Genomic DNA, 13,317 nt, shown 5'->3' with positions numbered 1-13,317 from the left:
CCTTCATTGATTGTAATGGCGGGAAATTCAACCATACGCGACAGCAAAAAGCGACGCTTTCCATGCGCGGCGCACCCATTCAATCATCCGCGTGCGCGTTTTCTGTTTTTGCCTTGGAAGGCCGAGGAAATCGGCGCGTCAACAGTCATAGTCCTAACAAGGCCGCACAGCCTTGAATAACACCAACGATGGAGACAGCATGAAAACTACCAAAGGGACGGCCCTGCTGGGCGCCGTGTGTCTCGCGCTCGCCGCATCCGCCACGCCCGTCCACGCCACGGTGATCGGCACCAACACGCCCGCGCCGCAGGTCAGCCTGGAACGCCTCGCGGAGCTGCCGGCCGCGCAGCGCGCCGCCTGGGCCGCGTACATCGCCCGCTCGGAGAAGCAGCGGCAGTATGATCGCGACACCCTGGCTGCCGAGCTCAAGGCCGGCGAAACCGCCCCGCCGGCGCCGACCGCCGGCAGCGGCAAGATGCCGCTGAATAACGAGGCTGGCTGGTACGCAACGCCTGACGCGCGCGCCATCGCCGACACCATCGTCAGCTTCCAGACCCCGTCCGGCGGCTGGAGCAAGAACCAGGACCGCAGCAAGCCGCCGCGCCTGCGCGGCCAGCGCTATGCCAACGATGCCGAGACCATGGTGGCCGACCCGACCAATTTCGACGTTCCGCAGGACCGCTTCTGGACCTTCGTGGGCACGCTCGACAATGGCGCGACGACCACCGAGATGCGCTTCCTCGGCCGGGTGCAGGCGCAGGCGCCCGGCAAGGAAGGCGATGCCTACCGCGCCAGCATCGTCAAGGGTGTCCAGTACCTCCTGATGGCACAGTACCCGAACGGCGGCTGGCCGCAGAACTATCCGCTCGAGGGAGGCTTCCATGACGGGATCACCTTCAACGACAATGCCGTCGCCGAAGCCGCGATGATCCTGGAAGACATCGCCGAGGGCCACCCGGACTTCGCCTTCGTGCCGCAAGCGCTGCGCCAGCAGGCCGGCGCCGCCAGCGCCCGTGCGGTCCGCCCGATCCTCGACGCCCAGGTGCTCGTGAGCGGCAAGAAGACGGTGTGGCCACAGCAGGCCGACGCCATCACCCTCAAACCCATCTCCGCGCGCAACTACGAGATGCGCTCGCTGGCCAGCGCCGAAAGCGCCGAAGTGCTGATGTTCCTGATGCGCCAGCCCGAGCAGACGCCGGAGATCCGCGCCGCGATCGAGGCCGGCATCGCCTGGCTGAAGGCCAGCGCCATCTATGGCAAGGCCTTCACCAAGCTGAGCGAGGAAGAAGGCCGCAAGCTGGTCGACCGGCCGGGCGCGGGCCCGATCTGGTCGCGCAACTATGACATCCAGACCGGCAAGCCGATCTTCGGCGATCGCGACAAGTCGATCCACGACGACGTCAATTTCATCTCGAAGGGCCGCCGCAACGGCTACTCCTGGTACACCAATGCACCGCAGAAGGCGCTCGACGCGTATGCCGAATGGTCGCGCACGGGCAAGCTCGCCGTGAGCGCACGCGGCGCCGCAGCGCTGGAAAACGCACAGAACGTCAGCGGCAAGCCTTGATCCGAGCGACCAGTTACCAGGATACCCATCGATGACCTATCCCGTCCTACGCAAGGCCGCCCTGCTGGGCGCGCTGTCCTGCCTGCTGGCCCTGCCCGCGCTTGCCGCCGAGCCGTCCCAGGTGGCAGGCATCGAAGCCAGCTGGCTCACGCCGCCGCCCCGTCCCGCCATGGATGTCGATCCCGGCAGGCTGCCCAGCCGCGCCGCGGTGCTGCCGGTGCTCGACTACGTGGCCATGTCGCAGATCGCCGACATGAGCCGCCGTCCGATCCAGATGGCGACCGGCTCCAACTTGTCGGAGATCTCCTCGAACTGGGTCGCCGCCACCTTCTACGTCGGCGCGGCGCGCCTGGCCCGGGTGACGCAGAACCGCGAAGTGCTGCGCTTTCTCACCGCCACCGCCGAACACTACAATTATTCGCTGCGCGGCGCCCGTTCCGAACGGACCCTGCTCAATGCCGACGAAGTCGCCATCGGCGACCTGTACCAGGAACTGTATGCGCGCCGCGGCCAGGTCGGCACCATCATGCCGCTGCAGCAGCGCCTCGACTTCATGCTGCCGCACCTGAACCGCCAGCAGGAAACGCCGACCCTGGTCTGGTGGTGGTGCGACGCCCTGTTCATGGCGCCGCCGGTGCTGGCGCGCCAGGCCAGCCTGAGCGGCGACCGGAAGTACCTGCAGGCGATGGACAAGGAATGGCGCCGCACCGCGGCCCGCCTGTGGGTGGAACAGGACCGCCTGTTCCTGCGCGACGAGCGCTTCAAGGACCGCGACCACCTGGGCGCCGGCGGCAAGCCGATCTACTGGGCGCGCGGCAACGGCTGGGTCATGGGCGGCCTGGCGCGCACGCTGGAATCGATGCCGGCCGGCTTCGAGGGACGCAGCTTCTATACCGACATCTTCCGCAAGATGGCCAGCCGCATCCATGAACTGCAGCAGCCGGACGGCCTGTGGCGCAGCGACATGAACGACCCGGACAGCTTCCCGGAAGCGGAAACCTCGGGCTCCGGCTTCTTCGTCTACGCACTGGCCTGGGGCATCAACCACGGCCTGCTGGACCGCCAGACTTACCTGCCCGCGGTCACCCGGGGCTGGGCCGCCTTGAATCGCCAGGTCCTGCCGAACGGCCTGGTCGGCGCCGCGCAGAAGACCGGCGACCGGCCGGTGCCGACCCGCGCGGACGACGTCGGCCCCTACGCCACCGGCGCCTTCCTGCTGGCCGGCCTGGAGGTGATGGACCTGCACGGCCCGGTGCAGGCGCTGCCCGAGCCGGCGCCGGCGCGCGACGACGAGGCGACCATCGCGGCCACCACACCGACCCCGCCGCCGCCGAAAACCATCGTCGGCGAGGCCGAGAAGGCCCGGCGCGAACAGGAAATGCGCGCCACCCGCGCGCTCGCCTACGACCCGGCCACCCTCAAGACACCCGCAAGGAGCAGCAAATGAGCCCTATCCGCCGCCGTACCGTACTGAAAAGCCTGTGGGGCGCCTCCGCCCTGCTGCCGCTGGGGATCGCTTCCGCCCAGGCGCCGGCCCCGGCGCCCGCCGCATCGAAGCCCTTCAGCGGACCGATTCCGAAGGAATTCACCGACCCGAAGACCGGCCGCCGGGTCGTGCGCATTTCGGAAGAAGCCGGCTCGGGCGTGCTGTATTTCTACCGCCATGCCTACACGCCCGAAGGCGACGTCATGGTGATCAAGTCGCCATCGGGGATCATGGGGGTGCGCCTGAAGGACTGGAAGACCACGCTGCTGGCGCCCGGCCGCGAGAACGACCTGCTGTTCATGCTGCGCACCACGCGCGAAGCGGTCTATTCGGTGACGGATCCCGGCCCGGGCGAAGCGGCCGACCGTCCGAAGACCATCTATGCCGTCCACGTCGACACCAGGAAGGTGCGCAAGCTGGCCCGCATCGCGGCCGGCGGCGTGACCGCATCGAACGCCGACGACACGCTGCTGCTGGGCCAGGTCGCCTACGGCGCCAAGCCGCTGCAGCCCAAGGATGCGGCCAGCATCGCCAAGTTCGGCAATACCGAATACGCGGCGCTCGGACCCGACGGCAAGCCGCTGAATTTTGCCAAGGCCAAGGGCGTGCGCATGCTCGAGCGCTGGTCGGCGCGGGTGCCGGCGGAGCTGTTCACGATCGACCTGAAGAGCGGCGAGCGCAAGGTGCTGTACCAGACCGAGGAATGGATCGGCCACGCCCAGTTTTCGCCGACCGACCCGAAGCTGATCCGCTTCTGCATGGAGGGGCCGTGGCACCGCGTCGACCGCATCAAGCTGATCCATGCGGACGGCAGCGGGCTACGCAGCGTCCACACGCGCACCATGAACTTCGAGATTTGGGGCCACGAATTCTTCAGCCATGACGGCAAGTGGCTGTGGTACGACCTGCAGACCCCGCGCGGCCAGGTGTTCTGGGTCGCGGGCCTGGAGCTGGCGACCGGCCGGCGCATCTGGAAGCGCCTGGAAGCGAACGAATGGGGCGTGCACTTCAACATCGCCCCGGACAACAAGACCTTCGCCAGCGACGGCGGCGACGCCGACATGGTGGCGCACGCCGCCGACGGCAAGTGGATTCAGCTGTTGCAGGCGGAAGACATCGTCGACGCCGACCTGGCGTCCTATGACGACAGCTTGATCACGGTAGAAAAGTTCAAGTCGACGCGGCTGGTCGACCTGTCCGCCCACGACTACCGGCTCGAGCCCAACCTGCGCTTCACGCCGGACGGCAAGTGGCTGGTGTTCGCATCGAACATGCATGGGGCGCAGCACGTGTACGCGGTGGACGCGTCGCCGCCCTGATCGGAGGTTTCATCACTGCGCGAGGAGCGCAGTCTCCTTTGGTGCGCCCCGCGGGGCGCACTTTTTTTACGGCGCTGTCACCGTTCGATGTTGAACCTACCCAGCGCTATTCGCAGCATCACCTCCGCCGTTCCGATACGACGTCCGTCGACCGCCCACTGCCAGCCGCGATAATTGGGCAGATAGCGCGAGGCCAGGCCATTGAAGTGTCCTCACTGGGCCGGCGGACGCGGCAACCCGGCTTGCTTACAGGTAGTAGGCGCCACCCACGGTGTAGGGCTTGCCGGCGAATTCGAGTGCGCGGTACAGCGTCCTTCCCAGGGTAGCCATCAGCTTGCGCAAGGTGTTGCTGGTGTCAGGACGGATCGAGTCGATGGTAGCGGCGTTCATATGGAATCCTTTTGAACTGATGCGATGGCAATGAACGCAGGATAAGAGCAACAGAGAAATTAGTCCAATTGCGATTCCAGATCTCGGCCATAACAAAAATATATATTTCAACTGGGTGGACTGATCCGTGTTATCACGCCCGGGCATACCCCTGGCGGCGTTCCCGGATATCTCAGTCGCGTACTCCTGCGGCCGCGTCTCCAGGCGCAAGCCTTCGAGAGCGGCTCCCTAATGCGATCCGGACCTTACCGGACCGCCTCCAGGGCCGGTCGGCGGCCGCGCGCGAGATCGCGCAGCACCTCGCGCGCCGCATTGTGGCCAGGGGCACCGGTGACGCCTCCGCCTGGATGGGTCCCCGAGCCGCAGGTGTACAAGCCGGCTACGGGGCCGCGGTAATCGGCATGGCCCAGCATCGGTCGCGCCGCGAACAGCTGGTCGAGTCCCAGCGCGCCGTGGAAGATGTCGCCGCCCACCAGGCCGAAGGTCCGTTCCAGGTCCAGCGGGGTCATTATCTGGCGGCCCAGTACCGAGCGCCTGAAGTTGGGCGCATAGCGGTCGACGGTAGCGATCATCAGGTCGGCCACCTCCTCGCGATGCGCGTCCCAGCTGGCGCCGGCCGGCAGCTGCGGCGCCACGTGCTGGCAGAATAGGCTGGCCACGTGCTGGCCTGGCGGCGCCAGGCCCGCGTCCAGCGTGGACGGAATCAGGAGCTCGACGATGGGTTCGCGCGACCAGCCGTGGGCGCGCGCGTCATGGTAGGCACGCTCCATGTACTGCAGGCTCGGCGCGATGATGATGCCGCTGCCGTGGTGCTCGGCGGCTTGCGTGCCCGGCAGGCAGCTGAAGCTCGGCAGCTCCGACAGCGCCACGTTCATGCGGAAGGTGCCGGAACCGCAGCGCCAGGCCTGCATGCGCCGCAGGAAGTCGCCCGGCAGCGCGCCCGGATCGACCAGCCGGGTGTACAGCAAGCGCGGATTCAGGTTCGACACGACCACCCGGGCATCGACACGCTCGCCGCCTGCGGTGACGACGCCGCAGGCCCGCCCCTTGTCCAGCAACACCTCTTCCACCGCGCACCCGGTGCGGATCTCCACGCCTTGCGCCTGCGCGGCCCTGGCCATCGCCTGCGTGATGGCGCCCATGCCGCCGATCGCATGGCCCCAGGCGCCCTTCTTGCCGTTGACCTCGCCGAACACGTGGTGCAGCAGCACGTAGGCGGAACCGGGCGTGTAGGGACTGGCGTAGTTGCCCACCACGCTGTCGAAGCCATAGGCCGCCTTGATCGGGGCGCTCTCGAACCAGCCGTCCAGGTAGTCGCCGGCCGACTTGGTGAACAGGTCGAGCAGCTCGCGCTGGGTAGCGAGCGACAGCCCGCGCATCCGGTTGCCCAGCTTGCCGGCCTTGATCAGCTCGGGCAAGGCGGTGAGCCAGCTGCCCTGCACCCGGTTCGGCGGAGTCTGCAGCACCAGTTCGCGCAGCAGGTCGGCCGCGCTGTCCAGGTGCCGGCTGTAATCCTCGAGGCGGTCGGCGTCACGCTGCGAGAATTTGGCGACCTCCAGGGCGGTCATGCCGGCGCCGAGCTTCAGGTAACGGGTGTCGTCGAGCGGGAGGAAGTTCGACAGCGGCCGTTCGACGATGCGCAGGCCGTGTCCGGCCAGGTCCATGTCCTCGATCACCTTGGGGTTGAGCAGCGACACCGTGTAGGCGGCGACCGAGTTACGGAAACCGGGGTGGAATTCTTCCGTGACCGCGGCGCCGCCGACCACCGTGCGCCGCTCCAGTACCGTGACCTTCAGGCCGGCACGGGCCAGGTAAAAGGCGCATACCAGGCCGTTATGGCCGCCCCCGATGATGATCGCGTCGCGCATCTGCCGTCTCCCCGTTTTCAAGTGCATTATGTCCCAAGGGCCGGACAGATGCACCTCGTAAAGATGCGGGGGTTTGGCGCGTATCGAAGGATGCTCCCTCAGCAGGCGCTCGGTTTCACGCGCTCGACTTCGAGGCCGAACAGCGGACGCAGGCGCGTCCCGAACACGTTGCCGGCGAACGCGGCGACAAGCCAGAGCCAGCCATGCACGCTGCCGGACAGGATGCCGCTGAAATAGGCGCCGATATTGCAGCCGTAGGCCAGGCGAGCGCCATAGCCGAGCAGCAGGCCGCCGACCACCGCCGCGACCAGCGAGCGCAGGGGCAGGCGCCATACCGGGGCATAGCGGCCGGCGAGCGCCGCGGCCAGCATCGCGCCCAGCACGATCCCGATGTCCATCACGGACGTGACGTCGCGCCAGAGCGGCGCTGCCAATGCGGCGGCGTTGGCCTTGGTCGACCAGTAGGGCCAGCTGGCAACGTCGACGCCGACCGCCGCCAGGGTCTTCGCGCCCCACAGGGCGAAGGCCGAGGTCACGCCCCAGGGGCGTCCGGCCAGGGCCAGGGTCGCGAAATTCAGGACCACCAGCGCGACGGCGCCGGCCACCAGGGGCCAGGGGCCGTGCAGCCAGCGCGGGCCGTTTGCTTTCTGCGGCTGCGGCGTGACCAGCCGTCCGTGGCGGCGCTTCTCGACCGCCACCGTGATGGCGGCGATCAGCGCGAACACGGCCAGGTTCAGCAGCAGCGCGGGAACCAAGCCCAGCGCGTTCACCAGCGAGAGCGGCGCAAGCTGCGGCTGTGCGGTCCAGAACGGCATGTGCGCGGTGGCGATCACCGAGCCGGCGATGAAGGCGGCCAGCGTCACCAGCATGCGCGTGCTGCCGCCGCCGACCGTGTACAGGGTGCCGGAGGCACAGCCGCCGCCGAGCTGCATGCCGATGCCGAAGATGAAAGCGCCGACAATGACCGAGGTGCCGGCGGGCGACACCAGGCCGGTGACCGGGGCGCCGAAAAGGGTGCCGCTGGAGAGCACCGGGAAGAACAGCAGCACGCCGAGCGCGAGCATGAGCATCTGCGCGCGCAGGCCGGCGCCGCGCCCGTCGGCGATGAACACCCGCCATGCCGAGGTGAAGCCGAATGCCGCGTGGTACAGCGTGACGCCGAGCAGCGCGCCGACGGCATACAGCGCGGACTGGCGCCAGCCGGCGGCCTGCGCCAGGTACCAGCAACCCGCTGCGATGAGCAGGAGCGAGACGGCGAAGGGCTTCAGGTTGATGTCCGCGCGCGGACGAGGAGACAGGGAGGACAGGGACGCAGAACCGGACATGGCGAATCGATGACGGAGTCAGGAAACCTGCCATTGTCGCGCGTTTTCGCGGCTTCTGCAGGGACTGCGCCAGCTTCGACTGGCCTCGTGGGCGAACATTGCCGCACCGCATGCTATGCTGCTCCCCACTTTATGCATGGGGACGAGCGATGATTGCACAATTGAGCATAGCGGTGGCCGGACTATTTCTGCTTCTTCCATCGTTTGCCGCCGAGCAGCAGCCGGATCCCAAGGCGACCGAGGTGTGGGCGCCGGAGCCCGGGCGCGTCACCCCCGGCTCCCCGGCGTCGGCGCCGTCAGACGCGATCGTGCTGTTCGACGGGAAAGACCTGCGCGAATGGGTGTCGGCGGCGGCGCCCGACCAGCCTGCCGGCTGGACCGTCGCCGGCGGCAGCTTCACCGTCCGCGGCGGCAGCGGCGACATCCAGACCAGGCGCCTGTTCACCGACTACCAGATCCACCTCGAATGGCGCGTGCCCACGACGCTCAGCGGCACTGGGCAGGCCCGCGGCAACAGCGGCCTGTTCCTCGCTTCAACGGGCAAGGGCAGCGGCTACGAGATCCAGATCCTCGACTGCGCCGACAACAAGACCTATGCCAACGGTCAGGCCGCGAGCATGTACAAGCAGCACATCCCGCTGGTGAACGCCTGCGCCGCGCCGGGAGAGTGGCAACGCTATGACGTGATCTGGACCGCGCCGCGCTTTGCCGCAGATGGCTCCCTGGTATCGCCGGCCTACGTGACCGCTCTGCATAACGGCGTGCTGGTGCAGAACCACGTCGCCCTGCAGGGCGAAACCGTGTACGTCGGCAAGCCGGCCTACCGCAAGCATGGACCCGCACCGATCATGCTGCAGGACCACGGCGACGCGGTCAGCTTTCGGAATATCTGGGTGCGGCCGCTCTGACGGCCGCGGCTCAGGACACTAGGCCTGCGACCGACCCGATCAGGAAGGCCACGCCATCGGCCATGAGCTTCGCGCCGATCGCCCCGACCACGACCAGCACGGCCAGTTGCACGAGGCGTAGCGCCAGTTCGTGACCGCGCCAGGCGCGGCCGAAACGCAAGGGACCATGGAAGCGGCTCGCAAAGGCAGGGGTTGCCAGTCGAAGTTTCATGATTGTCTCCGTTGTATGCATGTCTGTTGTAAGTCCAGCATACTCTTCGACCAGCCCGCCTGCAAATGCAGCGCACAATGCGTGTGCGCGGGAGCCTAAGTAGCGGCGGCGCGTGCCTTGTGCAACTTGCGATAGCTGTCGATCAGGCGCTGGTGCCGCTCGAGGCCTTCCAGCTTCATGCTGGTCGGGGTCAGGCCGGAGAAGCGCACGCTGCCGTCCACCGAGCCGAGCACCGCGTCCATCCGCGCATTGCCGTACATGCGGCGGAAATTGGCGACGTAGTCCTCCAGCTCCAGCTCGTCGTCGAGCACCACCTCCAGCACCACGTTCACCGCCTGGTAGAACAGGCGGCGCTCGACGGTGTTGTCGTTGTACTGCAGGAAGGCGCCGACCAGTTCCTGCGCATCCTCGAAGCGCTGCAGGGCCAGGTTGATCAAGAGGCGCAGCTCGAGCACCGTCAGCTGACCCCATTCCGTGTTCTCGTCGAACTCGATGCCGATCAGGCTGGCGATGTCCGAATACTCGTCCAGCTCGTTGTTCTCCAGGCGCTCGAGCAGGGCCGCCAGCGCGTCGTCGTCGAGGCGGTGCAGGTTCAGGATGTCTTCCCGGAACAGCAGGCTCTTGTTGGTGTTGTCCCAGACCAGGTCTTCCACCGGATAGATCTCCGAGTAGCCGGGCACCAGGATGCGGCAGGCATTGCTGCCCAGCTGGTCGTACACCGCCGTGTAGACCTCCTTGCCCATGTCCGTCAGGATCCTGAGCAGGGTCGCGGCTTCCTCGGCATTGGAATCCTGGCCCTGGCCTGAAAAGTCCCACTCGACGAAGTCGTAGTCGGCCCTGGCGCTGAAGAAGCGCCACGACACCACGCCGCTCGAATCGATGAAGTGCTCGACGAAGTTATAGGGCTCGGTGACGGCCTCGCTGGCGAAGGTCGGCTGCGGCAGGTCGTTCAGGCCCTCGAAGCTGCGGCCCTGCAGCAGTTCGGTCAGGCTGCGCTCGAGCGCCACCTCGAAGCTCGGGTGCGCGCCGAAGGAGGCGAACACGCCGCCGGTGCGCGGGTTCATCAGGGTGACGCACATCACCGGGTAGGTGCCGCCCAGCGAGGCATCCTTGACCAGCACGGGGAAGCCCTGCTCTTCCAGGCCCTGGATGCCGGCCAGGATGCCGGGGTATTTGGCCAGGACTTCCTGGGGCACGTCCGGCAGCGCGATCTCGCCTTCCAGGATCTCGCGCTTGACGGCGCGCTCGAAGATCTCGGACAGGCACTGTACCTGGGCTTCGACCAGGGTATTGCCGGCGCTCATGCCGTTGCTGGCGTAGAGGTTTTCGACCAGGTTGGACGGGAAGTACACGGTTTCGCCATCCGAATGCCGGACAAAGGGCAGCGACACAATGCCGCGCTCCACGTTGCCGGAATTGGTATCGATCAGGTGCGAACCGCGCAGTTCGCCGTCCGGATCGTAGATGCCCAGGCAATACTCGTCGAGGATCTCGCCTGGCACCGCATCGTCCGGGCCGGGCTTGAACCAGCGCTCGTTCGGATAATGGACGAAAGGCGCGTTGGCGATATCCTCGCCCCAGAACACGCCGGCGTAGAAGTGGTTGTTGTTCAGGCGTTCGATGTATTCGCCCAGGGCCGAGGCCAGCGCGCTTTCCTTGGTCGCGCCCTTGCCGTTGGTGAAGCACATCGGCGAATGCGCGTCGCGGATATGCAGCGACCAGACATTCGGCACGATATTGCGCCACGAGGCGATCTCGATCTTGATGCCCCAGCTGGCCAGCATGCCCGACATGTTGGCGATGGTCTGCTCCAGCGGCAGGTCCTTGCCGGGGATGTAGGTCTGCGCAGCGGCATCCGGCTGCAGGGTCAGCAGCGCCTGGGCGTCGGCGTCGAGGTTGTCCACCTCTTCGATCACGAATTCCGGTCCCTGCTGGACCACCTTTTTCACGGTGCAGCGCTCGATCGAGCGCAGGATGCCCTGGCGGTCCTTGTCGGAGATATCGGCCGGCAGCTCGACCTGGATCTTGAAGATCTGCTTGTAGCGGTTTTCAGGATCGACAATATTATTCTGCGACAGGCGGATATTCTCGGTCGGGATATTCCGGGTATTGCAGTAGAGCTTGACGAAATAGGCCGCGCACAAGGCCGACGAGGCCAGGAAATAGTCGAAAGGCCCGGGCGCGGAGCCATCGCCCTTGTAGCGGATGGGTTGGTCGGCGATGACCGTAAAGTCGTCGAATTTCGCTTCCAGGCGAAGCTTGTCGAGAAAGTTGACCTTGATTTCCATAATAAATCCTTCACACCTGCTTGAAATAACATGGCCAACGCCGACCATCCAAATAACAAGGCCCTGTAAGAACAGGGCCTTTACCGACATTATCCGCGACGTTCGAAGTGCGCGCAATCGACGTTGACGTTGCGGGATACACGACGGTATTATGAAATCGATTTCACAACAATATCAGGAGACAGCATGCACCACCCTGCGCCACAGTCCGGCACTCCCCTATCCCTGCCCCCGCTGCGCCTGGCCGCTGCCTGCGCCGCGCTCCTGTTGGCCGGGAGCGCGTATGCCGACGGCCCGGTGGCGAGCGTCAAGCTGAACCAGATAGGCTACCTGCCGGCCGCGCAAAAGCTGGCGGTGGTGCCGGCCGACGCGCAGGCGCGCTTCGCCGTGGTGGAAGCCGCCAGCGGCAAGCAGGTGTTCGAGGGCAGCCTGGGCGGGGCCGCCACCTGGGATGCGTCCGGCGAGCGGGTGCGCCTGGCCGACTTCACGGCCCTGCGCACGCCCGGCAGCTACCGCCTGCGCGTCGCCGGCCTGCCGGACTCGGCGCCCTTCACCATCCAGCCCGGCGTCTACCGTGAGCTCGACATCGCGGCGATCCGCAACTTTACCCTGAACCGCACCGGCATCGCCCTGACGCCGGCCATCGCCGGCCCTTACGCGCGCCCGCTGGCGCACCCGGACACCCGGGTGCTGGTGCATGCCTCGGCCGCATCGAAAGCGCGTCCCGCCGGCACCGTTATCTCGAGTCCGAAGGGCTGGTACGACGCCGGCGACTATAACAAGTACATCGTCAATTCGGGCATCAGCACCTACACCCTGCTGGCTGCCTACGAGCACTTCCCCGAGTGGTTCGCCAAGCTGCCCCTGAACCTGCCGGAATCCGGCAACGGCCTGCCCGACATCCTCAACGAGACGCTGTGGAACCTCGACTGGATGCTCACCATGCAGGACCCGAACGACGGCGGGGTCTACCACAAGCTGACCAACAAGGTCTTCGACGGCATGGTCATGCCCGAGAAGGCGACTGCGCCACGCTACGTGGTGCAGAAGACCACCACGGCCACGCTCGACTTCGCGGCGGTGATGGCAGCCGCCAGCCGCGTGCTGAAACCCTTCGACAGCCAGCAGCCGGGGCGCTCGGCGCGCTACCTGGCCGCGGCCGAACAGGCCTGGCGCTGGGCCGAGGCCAACCCGAAGGTCTTGTATGAGCAGCCGGCCGACATCCAGACCGGCGCTTACGGCGACAAGAGCGCCGAGGACGAATTCGCCTGGGCCGCCGCCGAGCTCCTGATCGCTACCGGCAACAGCGAGTACCGCAGCCGCGCCTTTGCCCATGCGGGGGATGCCGCCAAGGGCACCGAGCCGGGCTGGGCCGACGTCGGCATGCTGGGCTGGATCTCGCTCGCCCAGCACGCCGGGCGCCTGCCGGCGGGCGTGGACGCCGCCCCCGTGCGCAAGCAGCTGCTGGAGCTCGGCGACCGGCTGGTCGAGCGCTGGCGCGCTTCGCCCTACCGCGTCACCATGGGTGCCAAGGATTTCGTCTGGGGTAGCAGCTCGACCATCCTGAACCAGGCCATGATGCTGGTAGCGGCCTACCGCGTCGAGCCGCGGCCGGACTACCTGAACGCGGCGCAGTCGGCGCTCGATTACGTGCTCGGCCGTAACGGTCCCGGCATGTCCTTCGTCACCGGCTTCGGCGCCCGTTCGCCGATGCACCCGCACCACCGCCCCTCCGAGGCGGACGGCGTCAAGGCGCCGGTGCCGGGCATGCTGGTGGGCGGTCCCAACCCGGGCCAGCAGGACGCGAAGGATTGCCCGGTCCCCTATCCGTCGAAGCTGCCGGCCCTGTCCTATATCGACCACGTGTGCAGCTACGCCAGCAACGAGATCGCGATCAACTGGAACGCGCCGCTGGTCTACGTGGCGGCGGCAATGGAGTCGCTGCAGCGCTGAAA

10 protein-coding genes are annotated in these 13,317 nt (G+C 66.9%); 5 read left to right on the top strand and 5 right to left on the bottom strand.

What is annotated here, in order from left to right; all coding sequences use genetic code 11:
• The first annotated feature begins 199 nt into the window (after window positions 1–199).
• From pelA to ACK6C6_RS09990, 3 genes are read left to right on the top strand one after another with little or no spacing between them, the layout of a single operon-like run.
• Window positions 200–1,567 (top strand): pectate lyase, encoded by a 1,368-nt coding sequence (gene pelA / locus ACK6C6_RS10000; RefSeq protein WP_409267162.1) that lies wholly within the window; start codon window positions 200–202, stop codon window positions 1,565–1,567.
• Window positions 1,568–1,598: 31 nt separating this feature from the next.
• A complete protein-coding gene (locus ACK6C6_RS09995) occupies window positions 1,599–3,014 on the top strand; it encodes a glycoside hydrolase family 105 protein (RefSeq protein ID WP_409267161.1) in 1,416 nt (471 codons plus the stop codon).
• Entirely contained in the window at window positions 3,011–4,372 is a 1,362-nt protein-coding gene (locus ACK6C6_RS09990) for an oligogalacturonate lyase family protein (RefSeq protein ID WP_409267160.1), read from the top strand. Before ACK6C6_RS09995 ends, ACK6C6_RS09990 begins: the two co-directional genes overlap by 4 nt.
• Before the next feature lie 246 nt (window positions 4,373–4,618).
• On the opposite strand, the gene ACK6C6_RS09985 is transcribed toward ACK6C6_RS09990, so the two are convergent.
• From ACK6C6_RS09985 to ACK6C6_RS09975, 3 genes are all read right to left on the bottom strand, one after another.
• Window positions 4,619–4,762 (bottom strand): hypothetical protein, encoded by a 144-nt coding sequence (locus tag ACK6C6_RS09985; protein ID WP_409267159.1) that lies wholly within the window; start codon window positions 4,760–4,762, stop codon window positions 4,619–4,621.
• 245 nt (window positions 4,763–5,007) lie between these two features.
• Entirely contained in the window at window positions 5,008–6,630 is a 1,623-nt protein-coding gene (locus tag ACK6C6_RS09980) for a phytoene desaturase family protein (protein ID WP_409267158.1), read from the bottom strand.
• A gap of 98 nt (window positions 6,631–6,728) precedes the next feature.
• Complete coding sequence (locus ACK6C6_RS09975) at window positions 6,729–7,955, bottom strand: YeeE/YedE family protein (RefSeq protein ID WP_409267157.1); 1,227 nt, start codon at window positions 7,953–7,955, stop codon at window positions 6,729–6,731.
• A 173-nt stretch (window positions 7,956–8,128) separates the two neighbouring features.
• Between ACK6C6_RS09975 and ACK6C6_RS09970 the strand changes: the two genes are divergently transcribed.
• Complete coding sequence (locus tag ACK6C6_RS09970) at window positions 8,129–8,863, top strand: DUF1080 domain-containing protein (protein WP_409267156.1); 735 nt, start codon at window positions 8,129–8,131, stop codon at window positions 8,861–8,863.
• A gap of 10 nt (window positions 8,864–8,873) precedes the next feature.
• On the opposite strand, the gene ACK6C6_RS09965 is transcribed toward ACK6C6_RS09970, so the two are convergent.
• Window positions 8,874–9,074: a hypothetical protein gene (locus tag ACK6C6_RS09965; RefSeq protein WP_209586490.1), complete on the bottom strand. Its 201-nt coding sequence runs from the start codon at window positions 9,072–9,074 to the stop codon at window positions 8,874–8,876.
• A gap of 95 nt (window positions 9,075–9,169) precedes the next feature.
• A complete protein-coding gene (locus tag ACK6C6_RS09960) occupies window positions 9,170–11,362 on the bottom strand; it encodes an OsmC domain/YcaO domain-containing protein (RefSeq protein ID WP_409267155.1) in 2,193 nt (730 codons plus the stop codon).
• A 186-nt stretch (window positions 11,363–11,548) separates the two neighbouring features.
• Here ACK6C6_RS09960 and ACK6C6_RS09955 point away from each other — a divergent pair, with 186 nt between their 5' ends.
• Complete coding sequence (locus tag ACK6C6_RS09955) at window positions 11,549–13,315, top strand: glycoside hydrolase family 9 protein (RefSeq protein ID WP_409267154.1); 1,767 nt, start codon at window positions 11,549–11,551, stop codon at window positions 13,313–13,315.
• Window positions 13,316–13,317 lie beyond the last annotated feature (2 nt).

Origin of the sequence: Massilia sp. BHUDP2 (assembly GCF_046236355.1) — a bacterium.
Lineage (GTDB): Bacteria > Pseudomonadota > Gammaproteobacteria > Burkholderiales > Burkholderiaceae_D > Telluria > Telluria varians.
The sequence above is the reverse complement of the archived record's forward strand: the minus strand, read 5'-3'. Positions and strand labels throughout refer to the sequence as shown.